This window comes from Nocardia yamanashiensis, from assembly GCF_021183565.1.
Lineage (GTDB): Bacteria > Actinomycetota > Actinomycetes > Mycobacteriales > Mycobacteriaceae > Nocardia > Nocardia yamanashiensis.
In genome coordinates, this window is record NZ_CP089226.1 from 7,655,036 (window position 1) to 7,676,344 (window position 21,309).

Consider the following 21,309-nt stretch of genomic DNA (forward strand, 5'->3'; position numbering starts at 1 on the left):
TCCAAGCCGACTTGGTGGCAGAGCATCGAACTATTGCTGGAGGAATGGACCTATGGCTTCCCGAACTGTCTTCGCCTCAATGGGGATCGTGATCGGTGGGCCCTCGTAGACCACGTTGTATCCCTGCGCCGTGACAGTCCACGAAGCAGTCACCTCAGTCAATGACTTGTCGACAAGGACCAGGACTACATCGTCAAGCTGATTCTTCCACGGGGGATGGGGTCGAAACCGCTCGATGTCGATCGTGACTGTGACCGTGTCGTCATCGGATTCCCAGTGGATCGCATAGCCTTTCGGTCGCGCGGCCTGCAGGAGACTTGCGTCGATGAGATACCCACTTGCAGTGGGGAATACGGGCGGCAGCACCCTCGCGATGTCGAAGTGCTCGGCGCTGCGCGAATCGATTCCACGTACACCGTTGATCGTGATGTAGACCTGCACATCGTTGAAGAAGCCGCCTGACAGGTTCTTCACACGAAAACTGAGTGCTGGGCCGACGGTCGCGGCGAGATAGTCCAGGCAATCTGGCCAAGACGTGCGAACTTCGGCCTCCCATCGCTGAAGGTGCTTCTCAAGCCTGTCGCCAGTCGGTCGTGGCTGTTTTCGGTAGACGTTGTTCAGCGTCGAGAGTTTCAGCTCCAGATAGGCGTCAGAATTCTCGGGCTGTTCCTCGGCATCCTCCCGAGCTTTCCTGGTGCCGTAATCGAGGTGGGTTTCGAGCACTTCGGCGCTGTCGGTGAAGTAGCCGGCACTGCCGCCGATGCTCAGCTCGACCTCGATCGGTAGCGGGCCTGGGTCGATGCCCAGATAGTGCTTGCGCACAGGGTGCATACGCGGCCTGTCGAGGATGCCCATGATCCGTTCGAGGTGGTACAGCTCAATGGCAATGCCGCCCCCCAACTCCTTCAGATCTTCCCGCTGGGACAGCAGAAGTTCCTGGTTAGTAACGAACGCAAAACCTTTCGGGGCATACTTCTTGGCTGCTTCCAAGTCGGCTTTGAACTTGTTGGTGATCGTGGTGATGGTCTGCTGGTCGCGGGGGAAGTACACCCCCGCTATCCATGGCTCACCGTTCCGAGTGATGTGGAAGTCTCTTCCTCCATCTTTCCCACCGAGTGGGTGTGAGGGATCTATGTCGCCGTATCCCTCACTGTCCAGAATCTGGCCAGCCAGGCGTTCTGATGGCGTCTGGCCATAGGTCCATTCGCGCAGCCGATGCCAGGTCTCGTCCTGCCTTGTCATAGCAGCAGTTGTACTCGAAGCGTCGAGGAAGTCGATCTGCGGCTCCCCTTGCCGCGCGCAGGCTTCAGAGTTACTGCGTAAGAGGGGATCCTGCTGCTCTGGCACAGGTTGGTCAGATCCTCGGCCTCACAGACGAGACGAACATACCTCCCGCATAAGAGGGAATGTCTTCCCTTCGTAAGAGGTGGTCCCTTCGTTGTGGTTTTACCCGGAACCCGGCACGCACCGCATCGTGATGTTTGCTCTCAACCCTCCCCGTTGTGGTCTGCTTCCAACGCAACTCACATGCCAACGCAACATCCGCGCCCACCCGTCCCCTTGTGGTCCCTCTTGTGGTCTTTTCGAACCTCTCACTCTCTGTCGCGGTCTGGCAGTACCAGGTTCGAGGGCCGTGGGCTGTCGGCGTCGCGGGTGATCCAGTCCTATCAGGTGCTCAGCCAGGTGTTGCGCTATGCGATCAAGGCCAAGCGCCTAGCGGCGAACCCGGCTGAGGAAATCGATCTCCCGGCGCTGGTGTCTGGGGAACGGCGGTACCTCACCCACCTCGAAGTGATGCGGCTTGCGATGGCCGCCGGCCGGTTCCGGCCGCTGGTGTTGACCCTGGCCTACACGGGGATTCGCTTCGGCGAGGCTATTACGTTGAGGGTCTCGTCGGTAAACCCTGAAACGCAGCGGATCACCGTGGCTCGTTCGGCTACTCCTGTTACCGGTCAGGGCTACGTCGAGACCGACACTAAGAACCACACCACCCGCGCCGTACCGATCCCCGCAACCTTGGCGAAAGAACTAATGGTGCTGCTCGAAGACCATGAGCCCGATGCCCTGGTCTTCCCAAGTCATAAGGGCGGGTTTTTGACCTCCACTGAGTTCCGGTGGGTCTTCGATCGGGCGGCCCGGGATGTCGGGTTAAAAGGGGTTGTGCCGCACGGGCTTCGGCACACAGCTGCATCGCTGGCGATCAGTGCGGGGGCGAATATCAAAGTGGTGCAACGGATGCTGGGGCACAAAACTGCGATGCTGACCCTGGACCTGTACGGTCACCTGTTCCCGGACGATCTCGATGCTGTGGCTGAGGGGATGGAGTCCGGCGCGCAAGCTGCTGCGTACCAGCTGCGTACCGCATAACAAAAGGGCTGTTTCGGTGATCACCGAAACAACCCTTTGCCTTGGTGCCGAGTGTGGGACTCGAACCCACACGTCCTTCCGGACAACGGTTTTTGAGACCGTCGCGTCTGCCAGTTCCGCCAACCCGGCGCACCGGATGGAAAGCATAGCGGGTTCGGGTCGGGAGACCAAAAGGGGGCGGGGACACGCGGGTGACGTTGTGATACTGGTCGGTTTGCGCTGGGTAGATGGGTTGTGTGGGCGGGTGGACGGTACTCTTTGGGTTACTCGGGTGCGTGCCGATCCCACGAGGGTGGCGTCGGACCGGTGGTCTCGGGTGTTGAGTATGCGAAGCGACAGGGGTTCATCTATGGGAACGACAGCAGGGGGCGGTTCGAAGAAGGATGCCGCGGCGTCCGCCCCCAAGCGGGTGGTGGTTGCCGAGGACGAGGCGCTCATCCGGATGGACCTCGTGGAGATGCTCTCGGAAGAGGGTTATCTGGTGGTGGGGGAGGCGGGCGACGGTCAGCAGGCCGTGGACCTGGCGGAGGAGTTGCGTCCGGATCTGGTGATCATGGACGTGAAGATGCCACGGCGGGACGGGATCGACGCGGCGGCCGAGATCGCCTCGAAACGTCTTGCGCCGGTGGTGATCCTGACGGCGTTCAGTCAGCGGGATCTGGTGGAGCGGGCACGCGACGCGGGGGCGATGGCGTACCTGGTGAAGCCGTTCACCAAGTCCGATCTGGTGCCGGCGATCGAATTGGCGGCGAGCCGCTTCCATGAGATCGCCGCATTGGAAGGCGAAGTCGCGAATCTGACCGACCGGCTGGAAACACGCAAGCTGGTCGAGCGTGCCAAGGGTGTGCTCATGCAGACCCAGGGCCTATCGGAACCGCAGGCGTTCAAGTGGATTCAGCGTACGGCCATGGACCGTCGCACCACCATGAAGGCTGTTGCCGAGGTGGTGCTGGAGAATCTGGCGCCGAAGTAAGCCGGATTTGCTCCGTTATAGCCCCTCTGTTGCCACCGATATGCGGAACTGCTTTACGCAGTGGTAACACGAGGGGCTCTTTCAATGGTTGCGATGTCACATGGATGATCCGAATGTGATGCGGAGCTAACGTGGTGGGGATATGTTCTGAGCCAGGCCGATAGATGAGGCGGCCCGCCCGGCAAGCCGGGGGAGCACAGAACATAGAGGTGAATCGTGCTTGGTTCAAAGACGCGCGGCTCTGTGAGCAGTAGGCGACGGTGGCGCACGGTGCAGGCTGCGGTCGCAGTCGGAGCGGCGGTCGCGCTCACGGTGGCCGGCTGCAGCAGTTCGTCGACCGACGACACCGGTAAGAAGAACCGGTCCAAGCTGGTCGAGTTCGTGAAGTCGTACGACGGCCCGGGCCTGGCTCGCAATTACAAATGGGGCTCCAACGGTGAGCTCGAGAAGGCCCTGATCTGGATGTACAAGGTCGACGCCTCGGGTGAGATCAAGCCCGTGGTGCAGATCGACAGCACCGGCAAGGAGGTGGCCGCCACCGATCAGGCCGCCGCCGCCAAGGCCGCCGGTGACGGCAAGGCCACCTGCACCGAGCAGTCCATCGCGATGGCGGGCCCGCTGACCGGCCCGAACGCCAACCTCGGCCTGAACATCGTGCGCGGCGTGCGGCTCGCGCTCGACGAGTTCAACAAGGCCAACCCGGGCTGCAAGGTCACCCTCAAGGAGTTCGACACCGAGGGCAATCCGCAGAAGGCCACCCAGGTCATCCCGACGATCATCAACGACAAGTCGATCGTCGCGCTCATCGGACCGACCTTCTCCGGCGAGACCAAGGCGACCGGTCAGGTGCTCAGCGAGGCGAACCTGCTCGCGCTGACCCCGTCGGCCACCAACCCCGACCTCACCAAGAACAACTGGAAGACCTTCTTCCGTGGCCTCGGCAATGACGCGGTGCAGGGCCCGGCCGTGGCCAAGTACCTGCAGACCAGCGGCAAGTACAAGAAGGTCTGCGTGGTCAAGGACAACACCGAGTACGGCACCGGCCTGGCCAAGAACCTGACCGAAACTCTCGGCCCGATCGCCGACGCCGGCTGCGCGGCGGACGTCAAGGAAGGCGACAAGGACTTCTCGGCGGTCGTCTCCAAGCTCAATTCCGCCAAGCCGGACGCCATCTACTACGCCGGTTACTACGCCGAAGCGGCCCCGCTGGTGCAGCAGCTGCGTTCGGGCGGCGTGACCGCGGAATTCATTTCCGCCGACGGCACCAAGGACGTCGAGTTCGTGAAGCAGGCCGGTAATGCCGCCACCGGCGCGTTGCTCTCCTGCCCCTGTGGCCCGGCGCCGGATTCCTTCGCCGCCGCGTACAAGGCGTCGAGCGGTTTCGACGCGGGCACCTATTCGACCGAGGGCTATGACCTGACCACCATCGTGCTGAAGGGCATCGCGGCGGCCGGCAGCAAGTAGTTCCACGTATTCGGAGAACAGCGTGTGCCGGGAATCCGGTGAGACCCACCGATTCCCGGCACACGCGTCTTCCTCGACGGCGAGAGTAGCGAATGAGTTTTCCCGTTGCGACGACCCTGCTCGCGGGGTCGATCGAATTCAACGTATCGGGGGTGGTCGACCAATTCTGGCGGCTCACCGTGGACGGTTTGTCCTACGGATCCATCTATGCCTTGGTCGCGGTGGGCTACACGCTGGTCTACGGCGTGCTGCGGCTGATCAATTTCGCCCATTCGGAAATTTTCATGGTGGGCATGTTCGGCCAGTATGTGGGCTTGATGGCGCTCGGGTTCGAACCCAGCGGCAATGCCTATTCCAAGGGCTTGATACTGACCGTCGTCTATCTGTTGCTCGCGATGCTGATCGGTATGGCGGTGGCCGGTGGCGCCGCCGTCGGCCTGGAGCGCGTCGCGTATCGCCCGCTGCGTAAACGCGGTGCGAAACCCCTGATCTTCCTGATCACCGCGATCGGCATGTCGTTCGTGCTGCAGGAGTTCGTGCACTACGTGCTGCCCAAGATCTCGCCGCGGCTGGGCGGCACCAATGCCCAGCAGCCGATCATCCTGGTGCAGCCGACCGAACAGTTCTCGATCTTCGGAGCGCCGGTCACGAACATCACCCTGGTGATCATCCTGGCCGCGGTCGGCCTGGCCGTGGCGACCGAATTGCTCATCAACCGAACCAAATTCGGCCGCGGCATCCGCGCGGTGGCGCAGGACCCGGACACCGCGACGCTGATGGGCGTCTCGCGGGAGAAGGTCATCATGCTCACCTTCCTGGTGGGTGGTCTGCTGGCCGGCGCGGCGGCGCTGTTGTACACCTTGAAGATTCCCAACGGCGTCATCTATTCCGGCGGATTCATTCTCGGCATCAAGGCGTTCAGCGCCGCGGTGCTGGGCGGTATCGGCAACCTGCGCGGCGCGCTGCTGGGCGGGCTGATCCTGGGCCTGGTGGAGAACTACGGCCAGATCCTGCTCGGCACCCAATGGCGTGACGTGGTCGCGTTCCTGGTCCTGGTGGTCGTGCTCATGTTCCGCCCCACCGGCATTCTGGGTGAGAGCCTCGGGAGGGCGCGCGCATGACCGAGACAGTGAAACGCGGTGTGGGCGACAAACTTCGAACCTGGTGGGGCGGTTTGTCGCGGCCCGCGCAATGGGGCGTCGGAATTCCGGCGCTCATCCTGCTGGCGCTGCTGCCCCTGTATCCGCCGCCTTTGATCGATACTCCCGGCACCAGCTTCGGCGGCGTCATGGCGCAGTTCGCGATGGTCGCGCTCATCGCCATCGGCCTGAATGTCGTTGTCGGCCAGGCGGGTCTGCTGGATCTGGGCTATGTCGGCTTCTACGCGGTCGGCGCGTACACCGTCGGTCTGCTCACCAGCCCGAACAGTCCGTGGAATCAACTCGACGAAGGCGGCTGGCTGAAGCCGGGCTGGGCCTGGTGGGCGTGCGTGCCCATCGCCATCGCCATCACGGCGATCTCGGGCCTGATCCTGGGTTCGCCGACGCTGCGTCTGCGCGGCGACTACCTGGCCATCGTGACGCTCGGCTTCGGTGAGATCGTGCGCCTGATGGCCGACAATCTCGGCGAGATCACCAATGGCAGTTTGGGTTTGGCCGGTATCGCCTATCCGCGGGTGGGTGTGTCCGACGATCACCCGACCGGCTACTTCTCCTCCGGCAACCTCGGCGACACCGATGTGACCAGCCCCGTGGACCGCGCCAATTCCGGCACCTGGTGGTTCTGGCTCGGCATGGTGCTGGTGATCCTGGTGCTGCTGGTGGTCGGCAATCTGGAGCGCAGCCGGGTGGGCCGCGCCTGGGTGGCGATCCGCGAGGACGAGGACGCCGCCGAGATCATGGGTGTGCCGACCTTCAAGTTCAAGCTGTGGGCGTTCCTGATCGGCGCGTCGATCGGCGGACTGTCCGGTGCGCTGTACGCGGGCCAGGTGCAGTTCGTGGCGCCGCCCGGGTTCAACATCATCAACTCGATGCTGTTCCTGTGCGCGGTGGTGATCGGCGGCCAGGGCAACAAGCTGGGCGTGATCGTGGGCGCGTTCCTGATCGTGTACCTGCCGAACCGCTTCATGTCGGTGCAGATCGGCGGGCAGTCGCTCGGTGACTACAAGTACCTGTTCTTCGGTATCGCATTGGTGGTTGTGATGATCTTCCGGCCGCAGGGGCTCTTCCCCGCGCGTCAGAAACTGCTTGCCTACGGACGGCAGGTGTACCGGGCGGTGCGCAAGCCCGCGCCGGTTCCGGCCGAGACCGCCGGAGCGGCGTCATGACCGGGCCCGGCGGCGCGCTCTTCGACAACGAGGACATGGCGGCGGGCTATCAGGCGCCGCCCGAGGAAGCCAGCGCGGGCATGCTCGACGTGACCGAGGTGCTGCCGATCTACTCCGACGAGAAGGTCGTCGCCGAGGTCGTCGCACCGCATCGCGAGATCGAAACCGCCGTCGGCGCACCGCTTTTGCGCACCGAGGGGCTGACGGTGAAGTTCGGCGGCCTGACCGCGCTGGACGATGTCAGCTTCGAGATCAAGCGCGGTGAGATCCTCGGGCTGATCGGGCCCAACGGCGCGGGCAAGACCACCTGCTTCAATGCCATCACCGGCGTGTACCGGCCGGCCGGCGGCACCGTGTTCTTCGACGGCAAGCCGCTGACCAAGTCCAAGCGCAACGAGATCACCCGGCTCGGCATCGCCCGCACCTTCCAGAACATCCGGCTCTTCAACGAGATGACGGCGCTGGAGAACGTGGTGGTCGGCGCGGACGCCCGGCATCGCACCTCGGTGCCCGGCGCGGTGTTCCGCACCGCCCGGCATCGGCGCGAGGAGCACGACGCCATCGAACGAGGCATGGCGCTGCTGGAATTCGTGGGCATCGCGCCGCACGCGGTGGAGAAGGCGCGCAATCTCTCCTACGGCGATCAGCGCCGCCTGGAGATCGCCCGCGCCCTCGCCACCGAACCCAAGCTGCTGTGCCTGGACGAGCCGGCGGCGGGCTTCAATCCGAGCGAGAAGTCGGCGCTCATGGAGCTCATCCACAAGATCCGCGACGACGGCTACACGGTGCTGCTGATCGAGCACGACATGCGATTGGTCATGGGCGTCACCGACCGGATCGTGGTGCTGGAATTCGGCCGGAAGATCGCGGACGGGTTGCCGGAGGATATCCGGGAGAATCCGGCGGTCATCAACGCCTATCTGGGCGTGCCGGACGACGGCGCGAAACCCGTTGCGCCCGAACCGGAGATCCGCAAGATCGCGCCCTCGCCCGCCGACACCACCACCACGACGGTCTTCGAACCGATCCGGGACCTCGAACCGCCCGCGCCGGAGCCCGCTCCCGCGCCGCTGCTCGAAGTCGACGATATGACCGTCAACTACGGCAGAATCGAAGCCCTGCACGGGATTTCGCTGTCGGTGGGTCAGGGCGAACTGGTGACGCTGCTGGGCGCGAACGGCGCCGGCAAGACCACCACCATGCGCGCCCTGTCAGGTCTGCTTCCGCTCACCCGGGGCCGAATCCTGTTCGAGGGCAAGGACATCACCCGGATGAAGGCGCACGAACGCGTTGTCGCGGGCCTCATCCAAGCCCCCGAGGGTCGCGGCGTCTTCCCCGGTATGACGGTGCAGGAGAACCTCGACATGGGTTGCCACGCCCGGCCTTTCGATTCCAAGGCCGAGTACGGCGAGACCCTCGACTGGGTGTTCGACCTGTTCCCCCGCCTGGCCGAACGCCGCAAGCAGGTCGGCGGCACCCTCTCCGGCGGTGAACAGCAGATGCTCGCCATCGGCCGCGCCCTGATGGCCCGCCCGAAGCTGCTGCTCCTCGACGAACCGTCGATGGGCTTGGCCCCCATGGTGATCCAGCAAATCTTCAAGATCATCGCGGATATCAACGATCAGGGCACCACCGTCCTGCTCGTCGAACAGAACGCCCAGCAGGCCCTCACCCGCAGCGACCGCGCCTACATCCTGGAAACCGGCGAAGTAACCAAAACCGGCGACGGTGCGGCCCTGCTCCACGATCCGGCGGTCAAATCCGCCTACCTCGGCGTGGGCTGACCCCGCCGGGAACCTCGGGCCGGTCGCGCGTGCAGGGCGACCGGCCCGAGCCGTTTCACCGAGACGTCAAGCGCGAAAACCACTTCGGGCCGGCCACTCATCCGAGTGACCGGCCCGAAGCTCTTGCAGGGGCGACAGGACTTGAACCTGCAACCTGCGGTTTTGGAGACCGCTGCTCTGCCAGTTGAGCTACGCCCCTTGGCGTGCGGTCACGCTACCAGGATCGCGCCCGGGAACGGAAATCGGTTTCCCGTGTCCGCTCGTACGGCGCGCCCGACCATATGTGGCATACTCTGCGCAAATCCAGATCGAAACTGGATAAGTAGTGATCAGATCCCCGTACGGGTTGTCTGCCGCGCATTGAGGGGATGCGATACATGCTGGAAGCTGATATTCAGCAATTGCGGGCGCTGACCGTGCAGGTGAATACCGCCGCGACCGCCATCGACGGCATCGATGTGCGGACGTCCGGCAATGCCATCGGCGAACTACTGCCCGGATCCGGGCTCGGCCCGGTCTGTGCCCAGGCGGGCGAGTTCATCGAAGGCTCCTGGCTGCGCATCGCCCAGCGGCTGCAGAAACTGTCCGGGATCGTGACCACGGCCGCCGACGACTACCAGGTCACGGACGAGGAGTTCGCGAAAAGGCTGGCGGCCATGGAATTCCAGGTGCGAGGGGCGCACTGATGCCCACCCGCAGCCAGGTCAAGGACTGGGACAAGGGTCTCGGCAAGCTGTCGGAATGGGCCACCGAGATCGAAACCGACACCCAGGGCTACGAAACCCAGCTTGGTTCGATGGTCACCGGATTCCGCGGCACCCGCTGGACCGGCCGCGCCAAGGACGCCGCCGAGCACCGCTTCACCGAGGAGGAGCGCGAAGGCCGCAACCTCAGCCAGGAAATCCGCGATGTCGCCGCGGCTGTCCGCGCCGCCGACGTCCGACTCTCCAACGAACGCCGCATCCTGCTCGGCCGCGTCGACGACGCCGAAGGCGACACCTCCACCCCCATCCGCCTCACCGTCGACGACAACTGGAAGATCGGCACCCAGATCGTCGGTACCGTCTCCGACGAAGACCGCGCCAAGTTCGAAGAACGCAAAACCCACCACCAGGGCCTCATCGACCTCGCCTACACCAGCCTGACCGGCGCCCTCACCGAGGTCGCCACCGCCATTACCGCCGCCACCCAGGAAGTCCGCGTCCGCGGCGACCAGATCGGCAATGGAATCGAAGCCGCCCCAACCGATTTCAGCGATGCCGGGAAGGTCGGCAATGAGGACGGCAAGGCGATTCAAGGCGCGATCCGGCCCGACGGTACCTACGACACCGACGCGCTCGACCGTATCGCGAGCCATATGCCGCAGAGCATCCTCAGCGACAAAGACCTCCAGACCATGGCCCAGGGCGGGGATGTGTCTTCCCTGCCCGCTCCGCTGCAGGACTACTACCGCGAGTTCTACAAGGCTGCGGGCAAGGACGGCATCCTCGCGATGAGCGAGTACCTGAAGGGGCAGGAAACAGCGGGGAATCCGCTCGCCGCCGCTCGTCGCGACACCCTCGCCAACGGTCTGGCGGTCATGTCCAACGAGCACGTCGGGACCGGCCGCAACGCCGATGGAACTCTCCGCTCACCCGGCGGCTACCAGCAACTGCCCCAGGATCTGCGCGACTTGGTCTCGACGCGGATCGGCGGCTCCGACGGCAATGCGGGGCGCTACCCGAACGCCGCGCCGCTGGATTCGGGCCGAGCCCGGTTCCTGCTGGAATCCCAGCAATTCGGTGACTTGATCAAACAGGCGAGCCCCGGATACACGCCGGGCATCGAATTCTCACGCGAACTCACCCGCCAGGCCGCGACGTTCGCCGCGCTCGACGGCAGCTCCCTCAACCCGAACGTGCCGGGCGGCAACATCCCCCGCGGATCCCTCGAATCCACCATGCGTGACTACCTCGAGGTCTCCGGCCGCAATCATGTCGCCACCACGCAGCTTCTTACCGGCCAATCCGAGCCGGGTTGGCCCCCAATGGAATCCGGTTACGACCCGAAGAGGGTCATCCAACCCCTCCTGAACTACGACTGGACTGACTCCGGGGGCAAGCAAGCACCCCAACTTTTCTCGTGGATCGGCGAGGATGCGGTGGAGCGACCCGCCGCGGGCGGGCACCCGGGTGTCACACTCTCGGAATCCCAATTGGCTGGGAAGGCCGCATCGGGGTTGGTCAGCCTGCTGACCCAGGACGGTCCGGGCAAGGGAGATTCCGGTCTCTTCGCCGACTTGATGGATATGCCCGGAGTCGACAAGCATTCGCTGGGGCAGGTGAATCCCGGACTGACGCAGCAACTCGCCGGCGCCCTGATCCCCTATCTCGATTCCATGGCGCTGGCGCCGGAGGGCATGGATCGAACCCACAGTTTCGAAATGCCGGACGGCGCCGAACGCGACCTGAGCGCGGTCCGGCTGTCGACGCTGTTCAACTCCGATCCCACCGCGGCCGGAGCATGGAATGGCGCCATCGCCGATCGAGTAAACGACTACGCCGGGCAGTACGCCGCGTTGCACGGGCAACCGTCGAACGATCGCTTCGCGCTGGCGGACGCCGCCGGTCGCCTGCTCGGGTATCAGGATCAGGGCGCTCGCGCGGAAGCATTCGATCGCGGTCTGAATATCGAGGAAGCCGAGAAGCAGCGTGTCGAGCGGATCAAGCTCGGCGTCGACATCGCCGGCACCGTGCTGTCCGGTGGAATCGGTGAGAAGGCCTGGGCTGGAGGCACATTCGTCGATGTCGCCGCCAAGATGATCGCTGATGGCGTAAAGGAAGACGACACGTCGATTCCCGCGCCGCATCAGCGAATCGACAATGACGATGCCCGGGCCCAGAACTTCTATCGGATGCTGCAGGAGATGTCGAGGAACAGTCCGGGGTTCTTCGATGCCGTTCCGCGGAACGCGGCTCCAATGTCGCCCGAATGGCTCGAAGACGGACATCTGCGGGACTATGGCGACATCGTCGGACCGGGCGGTACCGACCGTAACGCACGCAACACGTCGGCCTTCACCTCGACCGCTGACGGTTGGCTGAACGGGCTGGATGTGAAACCTGGCGACTTCTTCCAGCAGACCGATATCCGCCGCCAGTCCTATTTCGGTTTCACGAGTTCACGGGATGACTACAGCAGTCGGGTACTGAAAGGAAACTGATGTCGCGATCGTTTCTCCGGTGCTGTGCCTGGATCGGGATCGGATGCCTGTCGGTGACGGCTTCCGCCTGCGGTGCGGACACAGCTGACGGCGATGAACCCGGCAATGCCACACCGCCGTGGGCGATTTCGTTTCGATGGTCCGCGGAACCCGGGGTGGATCTGGAGTCGCGCGAATCGCAGAAGGTCCGGGCAGCGATCGAAAGCAACACCATCGCGGAGTACCTGAATGTGGACTACGGCTATCCGGGATGGTCCGCGGAGCCCTGGGCGGTCGGAGTCGAGGCGAGGCTCGCGCATCCGGAGGTGGCGGGCATCGGTACCGCGTATCTGCACATTGTCCCGGTCGAGACTCCCAGCGGTGTGGTGACCGTCGTGTGCAAGGACATGACCGGGACGGCGAAGAAGTCGGGTGAGAGTTACCCCTATCCCGATGCATCGGATCCGCGACAGGCGCTGGAAGTGATCGCAGTCTCGACGAGGACAGGCAGCCCCCGGCCCACGATGGAAGGCACGCATCCCTCGAAAGTCCCTCCGGGCCCGGCGATTCCAGGTCCCGCGAACCGCTCCGCGCGTCCGGCCGGCAATGTTTTCAGCGGATATCTTCAGGTCAACTATCCGGGCACCCTGAACCCGCCGCCCTATGCTGATGCGTGCACTGCGTGGACCGAGTCCCGCTGGGGCGGTACCCGGCCCCCAACACCGACCCGTTCCGTCGCCGAGCCCCCGAAGATCGAACCCTTCTCGCCTGGCTGGCCGGGCTGACAACACGGGTCGTGCCCGGTGGCGACGGATGTCGGTGGGGCTCCCTAGACTCTCTGGCGTGACCCCTGCCTCTACCGATCAGCGTCCGAGTGCCGTGTCCGCGACAAACGCCTCCACCGAGCAGCCGACCCTGCTGCTGCTGGACGGTCATTCGCTGGCTTATCGCGCGTTTTACGCGCTGCCGGCGGAGAACTTCAAGACGCAGAGTGGGCAGACCACGAATGCGGTGTACGGGTTCACGGCGATGTTGATCAACCTTTTGCGGGACGAGAAGCCTACCCATGTGGCGGCGGCTTTCGATGTGAGCCGGAAAACGTTCCGGACCGAGGCTTATCCGGAGTACAAGGCGAATCGGGCTACCACGCCGGATGAGTTCCGGGGGCAGGTGGAGATCACGCAGGAGGTGCTGGGGGCGCTGGGGATTCCGGTGATGGCCATCGACGGGTATGAGGCGGATGACCTTATTGCCACGTTGACCACGCAGGCGGTGCCGCAGGGGTACAAGGTTTTGATCGTTACCGGGGATCGGGATTCGCTGCAGTTGGTGAATGACGATGTGACGGTGCTGTATCCGAAGAAGGGCGTTTCGGAGCTCACCCGGTTCACGCCGGCGGCGGTCGAGGAGAAGTATGGGCTGACGCCGGCGCAGTATCCGGATTTCGCGGCGCTGCGCGGGGACCCGAGTGACAATCTGCCGGGGATTCCGGGGGTGGGGGAGAAGACCGCTACCAAGTGGATTCGGGAGTACGGGGATCTCGAGACGCTGGTGGACAAGGTGGACACCGTGAAGGGCAAGGTGGGGGATGCCTTGCGGGCCAATCTGTCCAGTGTGGTGCTGAACCGGCAGCTGACCGAGATGGTGAAGACGGTGCCGCTGCCGTACGCGCCGGACCAGCTGGCCATGCAGCCGTGGGATCGGGACAAGATCCACCGGCTGTTCGACGACCTGGAATTCCGGGTGCTGCGGGATCGGCTGTTCGACACCCTCGCGCCGGTGGAGCCGGAGGCGGAGTCCGGGTTCGAGATCAGCGGTGCGGCGCTCACGCCCGGGTCGGTGGCCGACTGGCTCACCGACCATGCCAAAGCCGGTGAGCGGCACGGGGTTTCGATCGTGGGCACCGGTACGCCCATTCACGGGGATGTGAAGGCGATCGCGCTCGCCGCCGCCGACGGTGAGGGCGCGTACATCGATGTGGTCGCGCTGACCCCGGAGGACGAGAAGGCGCTGGGCGCGTGGCTCGCCGATCCGGATGTTCCGAAGGCCGTGCACGAGGCCAAGGCCGCCATGCACGCGCTCGCCGGACGCGGGTGGAAGCTGGGCGGTCTCACCAGCGATACCGCGCTGGCGGCATACCTGGTGCGCCCGGGACAGCGCACCTTCAACCTCGACGACCTGTCGCTGCGCTACCTGAGTCGCGAACTGCGCGTGGAGGATTCGGGCGAGGCCCAGCTGTCGCTGCTGGACGAGGAAGGCGCGGCGGACGAGGAGATCGCCAAGGGCGAGATGCTGCGCGCCCGCGCGGTCGCCGATCTCGCCGATGCCTTCGACGCCGAACTCGAGCGCATCGAATCCACCGCCCTGCTGCGGGATATGGAACTGCCGCTGCTCACCGTGCTCGCCGAGCTGGAACAGGCCGGCATCGCGGTCGATTCGGCGCAGCTGGAAGAACTGCAGCGCGAATTCGCCGACCGGGTCGCCGAAGCCGCCGAAGCCGCCTACGGCGTGATCGGCAAGCAGATCAACCTCGGTTCGCCCAAACAGCTGCAGGTGGTGCTGTTCGACGAACTCGACATGCCCAAGACCAAGCGCACCAAGACCGGCTACACCACCGACGCCGACGCCCTCGAAGGGCTGTACGAGAAGACCCAGCACCCCTTCCTGCAGCACCTGCTCGAACACCGCGACGCGACGCGGCTGAAGGTGACCGTGGACGGCCTGCTCAAGTCGGTCGCCGACGACGGCCGCATCCACACCACCTTCAACCAGACCGTCGCCGCCACCGGCCGGCTGTCCTCCACCGAGCCGAACCTGCAGAACATTCCGATCCGCACCGACACCGGCCGCCGCATTCGCGACACCTTCGTCGTCGGCCCGGGCTACGAATCGCTGATGACCGCGGACTACAGCCAGATCGAAATGCGGATCATGGCGCACCTGTCCAAGGACGAGGGGCTCATCGAAGCGTTCAACTCCGGTGAGGACCTGCACAATTTCGTGGCGTCCAAGGCATTCGACATTCCGATCTCCGATGTCGATCCGGAACTGCGCCGCCGCATCAAGGCCATGTCCTACGGTCTGGCCTACGGCCTGTCCGCGTACGGCCTGTCGCAGCAGTTGAAGATCAGCGCCGACGAGGCCAAGGTCCAGATGGACGTCTACTTCAACCGCTTCGGCGCCATTCGCGACTATCTGCAGGATGCGGTCGAGCAGGCCCGCAAGGTGGGCTACACCGAAACCCTCTTCGGCCGTCGCCGGTATCTGCCGGATCTGGACTCCAGCAACCGGCAGCGCCGCGAGGCAGCTGAACGCATGGCGCTCAACGCCCCCATTCAGGGCACGGCCGCCGACATCATCAAGGTCGCCATGATCGACACCCAGCAGGCCATCCGCGCCGCCGGCCTGAAATCCCGCATGCTGCTGCAGATCCATGACGAACTCGTCTTCGAGGTCGTCCCGGGTGAACGCGAACAGCTGGAAGCCCTTGCCCGCGAGCACATGTCGAAGGCCATCGAGCTTTCGGTGCCGCTCGAGGTGTCGGTCGGCGTCGGCCGCAGCTGGGACGCCGCCGCGCACTGAGCGTTTCGTCCCCGGCGTGTCTCAATGCGCTCCGGATCGTCCGGAAACGCCCGCTCTCCTTCGGGAGGCGGGCGTTTTCGTATTGTCCGAACAGTCGGAAAATAGCTCTGAGCGGCGGGTGTTCACGAAGCGTTCGGTATCGGGTCCGGCGGGGTTTGCCGACTGTGACACCCGGCACTCCTAATCTGGCACTGACATACCGGGTGACCTGCGACAAAGTTACTCGTGGGTCGATTGCGAATATGGTTGCCATCGACGAGGAGTGCCCTTATGCTCGGTGCCGTGCCGAATCCCGTCTACAGTCGCAAGCTTGCGCGAGGTGTCGCCGACCGCGACCGTGCAACGCTTCTTCCGCTCACCGCGATGGTGACTGTAGCGCGCGTACTCGTAGTTCTCCGCCGTAGCGGGGTCTGATTCGGACCGGCCCCTCGCTGCGGCCGCTTGAACACTTTTACCGCTGGTCCCCTCTGCCATTTCTCTGGAAGAAGTCGGGAAGACCTAGTTCAATGACCATCACACTTGATGCCCACACGTTCATCGCCGCTGCCCCCGCGAGCCTGAAGGCCGAGGCCAGCAGCCTGACCCCCGCCGAGTTCAACGACCGGTACTGCGAGCACAGCGGTCCGATCAAGCTCAGCGACTGGACCTCCATCGGCCGGACGGCGACGCTCGAAATCGCCGACCACCTGCGCACTTTCGTGGCGACGGGTAGCCCGGTGGCGGCGCTCACCTCCGCTCTCTACGACGAGGGCTACCCGGTGGAAATTCTGCAATTCCATCAGCGGCGTACCGAATCCGGCATTGCGACTTTCGTGCAGTGCGAATTCAACGGCCGGCGCGGTTGGGGAGCGGCACTGGCGGACGACTCCGCCGAGTCCACGATCCGCGCGATGATCGCCGGGATCAACCACCTCGGTTCGCGCTTCTGAAAAACGAAACCCGCCCCCGCTACTGACGTAGCGGGGGCGGGGTCGTGTTGTAGGGAGAACGCCGCACCTGTCGATACGAGTAGGGGCGGGGTCGCGTTGTGGAGGCGAGGCCGCCCCCGGCTACCGAGGTAACGCGGGGGCGGCATCGTGAATACCGTTGTGGCAGTGGGTTTTACTGCGCCTGCTGCTCGGCGAGCTGCTTGCGCACCTCTTCCATGTCGAGCGCCTTGACCTGACCGATCAGGTCCTCGAGGGAATCGGCGGGCAGCGCACCCGGCTGCGCGAAAACGAGCACGCCTTCACGGAACGCCATGATGGTCGGGATGGAGCGGATGTTCGCCGCCGCCGCCAGCCCCTGCTCGGCCTCGGTATCGACCTTGCCGAACACCACATCGGGGTGCTTCTCGGACGAGGCCTCGAAAGTCGGGGCGAAGGCGCGGCACGGTCCGCACCAGGCAGCCCAGAAATCGACGAGCACGACGTCGCTCCCGGTGACGGTCTCGTCGAAGTTCTGCTCGGTCAGGGTCTTGGTGGCCATGGTGTCCTCTCGTGGTCGGTTCACCCGGTCCAACACCGGGCCCCGCAGCTATGTTCCTGGCGTGACCGGCCACTCCCGGGCCCGTCACCGTCCCATCGCCGGTTACCCACAACGGTAGCCCGGGAATCGTGCCCGGCCGCCATGCGCACCCGGTCGCGCGCAGGTTGCGATATGTGCGCGGGCGTGTGCCTACTCGGCGGGGAAGCGGCAATTGCGCGAGGATAGCGGGATGAACGACAGCGAGACCTTACGGCTGGGATTGATCGAAGGGGACGGCATCGGGCCGGAAGTCGTGCGCGCCACCCGCGCGGTGGTCGACGACGCCATCGAGGTCGTGGGACTGCCGCCGGTCGAATGGGTGCCGCTGCTCATCGGGCACGCCGCCATCGCCGAATACGGGAATCCGGTGCCGGAGGAGACCCTCAAGGCCCTCGAAGGGTTCGACGCCTGGATCATGGGGCCGCACGACAGCGCCTCCTACGGGCCGGAGCACCGGATCGGCCTGCCGCCCGCGGGGGCGGTGCGCAAACGCTTCGGGCTGTACGCCAATATCCGCTGGGCCCGCACCCACGAGGGCGTGCGCGCGGTCGCCTCGGATATGGATCTGATCATCGTGCGGGAGAACAGCGAAGGGCTCTACGCCGACCGCAATATGTTCGCCGGTTCGGGCGAGTTCCGGCCCAGCCAGGACATGGCCCTGGCGGTGGGCGTGTTCACCCGCCCGGCCATCGAGAAGATCGCGCATCAGGCTTTCAAGATCGCCAGCCGGCGGCGCAAGAAGGTCACCGTGGTACACAAGGCCAATGTGCTGCCCATGACGATGGGCCTGTTCCGGGACGTGTGTTTCGAGGTGGCGCTGGACTATCCGGACGTCGAGGTGACCGACGAGCACGTCGACGCCATGGCCGCGCTGCTGGTCCGCACCCCCGCCGATTTCGATGTCATCGTGACCGAGAACCTCTTCGGCGACATTCTCTCGGATCTGGCCGGCGAACTGAGCGGTTCGCTCGGTATGGCCGCCTCGCTCAACAGCTCCGATACCCAGGCCATGGCGCAGGCCGTGCACGGCGCCGCACCCACCCTGGCCGGGCACAATCGGGCGAATCCGACGGCGCTCATACTGTCCGCGGTCGGCATGCTGCGCTGGCTGGGAACCCGGGATTCGCACAGCGCGCTCTACCGGGCCGCGGAACGAATCGAACACGCGGTAGCGGAGACGTTGCGGGCCGGGGTCGCCACATCCGATTTGGGTGGGTTAGCATCTACGACCGAATTCACCGAGCAGGTGCGCGCCCGGCTGCACCGCTGGTGAGCGCGCACTTCCGGGACCGGGCGTGTTCGGCCACGCGACAGCGTGTCGCCGATTAATGTTCGGTTACCGACCCGCACGGACGGTCCGACCCGCCTAAGTTTCAAATGGCGGGCGACGCCCGGATGTCGCGCAACCGAACTGTGGAGGACTGCTGTGTCTGTTCGTAACTCACTCCGCGGGCGTGCCCTGCGGGCCGCCTGTGTACTCGCCGGCGGCGCCCTCGCGCTCACCGCGTGTACCAGCAACTCCGAGACCACCCAGCCCGAGGCGGGCAAGGTCGACGTCGCCAAGGTCGACACCATCGCGGGCAAGGTGCCGGACAACATCAAGTCGACCGGCAAGCTGACCGTCGGCGTGAACGTGCCCTACCAGCCGAACGAGTACCGGGACCCGAGCTCGGGCAAGATCGTCGGCTTCGACGTGGATCTGATGGACGCGGTCGCCAAGGTGCTCGGCCTATCGGCGGACTACAAGGAAGCCGACTTCGAGAAGATCATCCCGGCCATCGAGGCGGGTACGTACAACCTCGGCATGTCCTCGTTCACCGACAACAAGGAACGCGAGAAGACCGCCGACTTCGTCACCTACTTCAACGCGGGCAGCCAGTGGGCCCAGCAGAAGGGGAAGACGATCGATCCCGACAATGCCTGCGGCAAGCGAGTCGCGGTGCAGCGCACCACCGTTCAGGACACCGACGAGATCCCGGCCAAGTCCGCCAAGTGCGTGGCCGCCGGTAAGCCGGAGATCACCAAGGTGGCCTACGACGAGCAGGCCCAGGCCGCGCGCGCTCTGGTCGACGGTCAGGTGGACGCCTTCTCCGCCGACTCCCCGGTGACCGCGTACGCCGTCAAGCAGGCCGGCGACAAGATCGAGCTGGCGGGCAAGATCTTCGACTCGGCCCCCTACGGCTGGCCGGTCCAGAAGGGCTCCGCGCTGGGCCCGGTGCTGCAGGAAGCCGTGCAGTACCTGATCGACAACGGCCAGTACAAGAAGATCGCCGAAGCCTGGGGCGTCCAGGAGGGCGCGATCTCCAAGTCGGTCATCAACGGCGCCTCGTAATCGATCATGTCGCAGGACGAGACCAATCCCGCAGCCTCGGCTGCGACGGTCGCGGCGAGCACCGAGCCCGAGCCGATCAAAGCGATTCCGCTGCGACGGCCGGGCCGGTGGATCGCGGCCGCGGTAATCCTCATCGCGCTGGGCCTGTTCGTCTACGGCGCGGCCACCAACGAGGCCTACCACTGGAACACCTACTTCAAGTACCTGGGCGATGTGCGAATCGCCAAGGGCGCCTTGGTGACCCTGGAACTGACCGTGCTCGCCATGGCGATCGGCGTGGTGCTGGGCGTGGTGCTGGCGGTCATGCGGCTGTCGCCGAATCCGGTGCTGCGCTCGGTGTCCTGGGCGTACCTGTGGATCTTCCGCGGCACCCCGGTGTACGTGCAGCTGGTGTTCTGGGGCCTGTTCCCCTCGCTCTACAAGACCATCACCGTCGGCGTGCCGTTCGGCCCGTCGTTCGCGCATTTCGATGTGCAGCACTGGTCCGCGCCGTTCTTCTTTGCCATGATCGGCCTGGGTCTCAACGAGGCCGCCTATATGGCCGAGATCGTGCGCGCCGGCATCAATTCCGTCGGTGAGGGCCAGCGCGAGGCGTCGGTGGCGCTGGGCATGTCGTGGACGCAGACCATGAGCCGCACGGTGCTGCCGCAGGCCATGCGGGTGATCATTCCGCCCACCGGCAACGAGCTGATCTCCATGCTCAAGACCACCACCCTGGTCACCGCCATCCCGCTCACCACCGACCTCTACGGCCGGGCGCGGGACATCTACAGCGTGAACTTCCAGCCGATTCCGCTACTGCTGGTCGCCGCCACCTGGTACCTCGCGGTCACCAGCGTGCTCATGGTGGGCCAGTACTACCTGGAGCGGTACTACTCGCGGGGCCTGTCGCGGCAGCTGACCGACAAGCAGTTGCGGGCGCTGGCCCAGATGCAGCGATCGGCGGTGGAGGGCCAGTGAGTCTCGATATGTCCAAGGGCGCAACGGGTTCCGGCGAGCTCATGGTGGCCGCCGACCGGGTGTGCAAGAACTTCGGCGCGCTGCAGGTGCTCAAGGGCATCTCGCTGGAGGTCAAGCGCGGCGAGGTGCTGTGCCTGATCGGGCCCTCGGGTTCGGGCAAGTCCACCTTCCTGCGCTGCATCAACCATCTCGAGCAGGTCAATGCCGGACGGCTCTACGTGGACGGCGAACTCGTCGGCTACCAGGAGAAGAACGGCAAGCTCTACGAGCTGCACCCGCGCGAGGCGGCCCGGCAGCGCCGCGATATCGGCATGGTGTTCCAGCACTTCAATCTGTTCCCGCACCGTACGGCGCTGGAGAACATCATCGAGGCGCCGACCCAGGTCAAGAAGATCAAGAAGGCCGATGCGGTCAAGCGGGCCAAGGAGCTGCTGGCCCGAGTCGGCTTGGCGGACAAGGCCGATGCCTATCCGGCGCAGCTGTCCGGCGGGCAGCAGCAGCGGGTGGCCATCGCGCGTGCCCTGGCCATGGATCCCAAGCTCATGCTCTTCGACGAGCCCACCTCGGCGCTGGATCCGGAGCTGGTGGGTGAAGTGCTCGGCGTCATGCGGGAACTCGCCGCCGACGGCATGACCATGGTGGTGGTGACGCACGAAATGGGCTTCGCCCGTGAGGTCGCCGACCAGCTGGTGTTCATGGACGGCGGCGTGGTGGTGGAAGCGGGCGATCCGCGCGAGGTGCTGGCCAATCCGCAGCACGATCGCACCAAGGCGTTCCTGTCGCGGATCCTCTGACGGCACAACGACATTCCGCCCCGCTCCGGCACCTCGGAGC

Annotated in this window: 16 protein-coding genes, 2 tRNA genes and 2 pseudogenes; 16 read left to right on the forward strand and 4 right to left on the reverse strand. The window is 65.0% G+C overall.

What is annotated here, in order from left to right; all coding sequences use genetic code 11:
* Positions 1-30: 30 nt before the first annotated feature.
* On the reverse strand, positions 31-1,347 hold the full coding sequence (locus LTV02_RS35245; protein ID WP_233035884.1) for a hypothetical protein: 1,317 nt from the start codon (positions 1,345-1,347) through the stop codon (positions 31-33).
* Between the two features lie 306 nt (positions 1,348-1,653).
* Here LTV02_RS35245 and LTV02_RS35250 point away from each other — a divergent pair, with 306 nt between their 5' ends.
* The gene (locus tag LTV02_RS35250) at positions 1,654-2,367 is read left to right on the forward strand and encodes a tyrosine-type recombinase/integrase (RefSeq protein ID WP_233035885.1); all 714 of its coding nucleotides are present in this window, start codon (positions 1,654-1,656) and stop codon (positions 2,365-2,367) included.
* Positions 2,368-2,409: 42 nt separating this feature from the next.
* Here the strand turns inward: LTV02_RS35250 and LTV02_RS35255 are convergent.
* Positions 2,410-2,496, reverse strand: a tRNA-Leu gene (locus tag LTV02_RS35255).
* Positions 2,497-2,716: 220 nt separating this feature from the next.
* Between LTV02_RS35255 and LTV02_RS35260 the strand changes: the two genes are divergently transcribed.
* From LTV02_RS35260 to LTV02_RS35285, 6 genes and pseudogenes are all read left to right on the forward strand, one after another.
* Positions 2,717-3,340, forward strand: a complete 624-nt coding sequence (locus LTV02_RS35260) for an ANTAR domain-containing response regulator (RefSeq protein WP_067719675.1) — start codon at positions 2,717-2,719, stop codon at positions 3,338-3,340.
* 462 nt (positions 3,341-3,802) lie between these two features.
* Positions 3,803-4,798, forward strand: a pseudogene (locus LTV02_RS35265) (branched-chain amino acid ABC transporter substrate-binding protein); the annotation flags it as partial.
* 98 nt (positions 4,799-4,896) lie between these two features.
* Positions 4,897-5,925, forward strand: coding sequence for a branched-chain amino acid ABC transporter permease (locus tag LTV02_RS35270; RefSeq protein WP_067719681.1), 1,029 nt, complete (start codon positions 4,897-4,899; stop codon positions 5,923-5,925).
* The gene (locus LTV02_RS35275) at positions 5,922-7,130 is read left to right on the forward strand and encodes a branched-chain amino acid ABC transporter permease (RefSeq protein ID WP_067719683.1); all 1,209 of its coding nucleotides are present in this window, start codon (positions 5,922-5,924) and stop codon (positions 7,128-7,130) included. Before LTV02_RS35270 ends, LTV02_RS35275 begins: the two co-directional genes overlap by 4 nt.
* An 80-nt stretch (positions 7,131-7,210) precedes the next feature.
* A pseudogene (locus tag LTV02_RS35280) lies at positions 7,211-8,068 on the forward strand (ABC transporter ATP-binding protein); the annotation flags it as partial.
* A gap of 150 nt (positions 8,069-8,218) precedes the next feature.
* Entirely contained in the window at positions 8,219-8,914 is a 696-nt protein-coding gene (locus LTV02_RS35285; RefSeq protein WP_233041853.1) for an ABC transporter ATP-binding protein, read from the forward strand.
* 126 nt (positions 8,915-9,040) lie between these two features.
* Here the strand turns inward: LTV02_RS35285 and LTV02_RS35290 are convergent.
* Positions 9,041-9,113 (reverse strand) — tRNA-Trp (locus tag LTV02_RS35290).
* A 178-nt stretch (positions 9,114-9,291) separates the two neighbouring features.
* On the opposite strand from LTV02_RS35290, the gene LTV02_RS35295 reads away from it, so the two are divergent.
* The 5 genes from LTV02_RS35295 to LTV02_RS35315 all read left to right on the forward strand — a co-directional run bounded on the left by LTV02_RS35295 (position 9,292) and on the right by LTV02_RS35315 (position 16,606).
* On the forward strand, positions 9,292-9,600 hold the full coding sequence (locus tag LTV02_RS35295) for a hypothetical protein (RefSeq protein WP_233035886.1): 309 nt from the start codon (positions 9,292-9,294) through the stop codon (positions 9,598-9,600).
* Complete coding sequence (locus LTV02_RS35300; protein WP_233035887.1) at positions 9,600-12,116, forward strand: TPR repeat region-containing protein; 2,517 nt, start codon at positions 9,600-9,602, stop codon at positions 12,114-12,116. Before LTV02_RS35295 ends, LTV02_RS35300 begins: the two co-directional genes overlap by 1 nt.
* A 155-nt stretch (positions 12,117-12,271) precedes the next feature.
* On the forward strand, positions 12,272-12,880 hold the full coding sequence (locus LTV02_RS35305; RefSeq protein WP_233035888.1) for a hypothetical protein: 609 nt from the start codon (positions 12,272-12,274) through the stop codon (positions 12,878-12,880).
* Between the two features lie 58 nt (positions 12,881-12,938).
* The gene (polA, locus tag LTV02_RS35310) at positions 12,939-15,677 is read left to right on the forward strand and encodes a DNA polymerase I (RefSeq protein ID WP_233035889.1); all 2,739 of its coding nucleotides are present in this window, start codon (positions 12,939-12,941) and stop codon (positions 15,675-15,677) included.
* 506 nt (positions 15,678-16,183) lie between these two features.
* Positions 16,184-16,606, forward strand: a complete 423-nt coding sequence (locus LTV02_RS35315; protein WP_067719693.1) for a 2-isopropylmalate synthase — start codon at positions 16,184-16,186, stop codon at positions 16,604-16,606.
* A gap of 172 nt (positions 16,607-16,778) precedes the next feature.
* Here LTV02_RS35315 and trxA read toward each other — a convergent pair whose 3' ends face one another.
* The gene (gene trxA / locus LTV02_RS35320) at positions 16,779-17,144 is read right to left on the reverse strand and encodes a thioredoxin (protein WP_067719697.1); all 366 of its coding nucleotides are present in this window, start codon (positions 17,142-17,144) and stop codon (positions 16,779-16,781) included.
* A 229-nt stretch (positions 17,145-17,373) separates the two neighbouring features.
* On the opposite strand from trxA, the gene LTV02_RS35325 reads away from it, so the two are divergent.
* The 4 genes from LTV02_RS35325 (at position 17,374) to LTV02_RS35340 (ending at position 21,269) form a co-directional block, all read left to right on the forward strand.
* A complete protein-coding gene (locus tag LTV02_RS35325; RefSeq protein ID WP_233035890.1) occupies positions 17,374-18,456 on the forward strand; it encodes an isocitrate/isopropylmalate dehydrogenase family protein in 1,083 nt (360 codons plus the stop codon).
* A gap of 153 nt (positions 18,457-18,609) precedes the next feature.
* Positions 18,610-19,515, forward strand: a complete 906-nt coding sequence (locus LTV02_RS35330) for an ABC transporter substrate-binding protein (protein WP_233035891.1) — start codon at positions 18,610-18,612, stop codon at positions 19,513-19,515.
* 6 nt (positions 19,516-19,521) lie between these two features.
* Positions 19,522-20,475, forward strand: a complete 954-nt coding sequence (locus LTV02_RS35335) for an amino acid ABC transporter permease (protein ID WP_067719706.1) — start codon at positions 19,522-19,524, stop codon at positions 20,473-20,475.
* Between the two features lie 41 nt (positions 20,476-20,516).
* Complete coding sequence (locus LTV02_RS35340) at positions 20,517-21,269, forward strand: amino acid ABC transporter ATP-binding protein (RefSeq protein ID WP_157762527.1); 753 nt, start codon at positions 20,517-20,519, stop codon at positions 21,267-21,269.
* Positions 21,270-21,309 lie beyond the last annotated feature (40 nt).

What these genes read in the sequence shown, in the direction of transcription:
- LTV02_RS35315 (WP_067719693.1), top strand. Translation starts at nt 16,184, where the DNA reads ATGACCATCACACTTGATGCCCACACGTTCATCGCCGCTGCCCCCGCG.
- LTV02_RS35325 (WP_233035890.1), top strand. Translation starts at nt 17,374, where the DNA reads ATGAACGACAGCGAGACCTTACGGCTGGGATTGATCGAAGGGGACGGC.
- LTV02_RS35275 (WP_067719683.1), top strand. Translation starts at nt 5,922, where the DNA reads ATGACCGAGACAGTGAAACGCGGTGTGGGCGACAAACTTCGAACCTGG.
- LTV02_RS35300 (WP_233035887.1), top strand. Translation starts at nt 9,600, where the DNA reads ATGCCCACCCGCAGCCAGGTCAAGGACTGGGACAAGGGTCTCGGCAAG.
- LTV02_RS35270 (WP_067719681.1), top strand. Translation starts at nt 4,897, where the DNA reads ATGAGTTTTCCCGTTGCGACGACCCTGCTCGCGGGGTCGATCGAATTC.
- LTV02_RS35260 (WP_067719675.1), top strand. Translation starts at nt 2,717, where the DNA reads ATGGGAACGACAGCAGGGGGCGGTTCGAAGAAGGATGCCGCGGCGTCC.
- trxA (WP_067719697.1), bottom strand. Translation starts at nt 17,144, where the DNA reads ATGGCCACCAAGACCCTGACCGAGCAGAACTTCGACGAGACCGTCACC.
- LTV02_RS35295 (WP_233035886.1), top strand. Translation starts at nt 9,292, where the DNA reads ATGCTGGAAGCTGATATTCAGCAATTGCGGGCGCTGACCGTGCAGGTG.
- LTV02_RS35335 (WP_067719706.1), top strand. Translation starts at nt 19,522, where the DNA reads ATGTCGCAGGACGAGACCAATCCCGCAGCCTCGGCTGCGACGGTCGCG.
- LTV02_RS35285 (WP_233041853.1), top strand. Translation starts at nt 8,219, where the DNA reads ATGACCGTCAACTACGGCAGAATCGAAGCCCTGCACGGGATTTCGCTG.
- LTV02_RS35340 (WP_157762527.1), top strand. Translation starts at nt 20,517, where the DNA reads ATGGTGGCCGCCGACCGGGTGTGCAAGAACTTCGGCGCGCTGCAGGTG.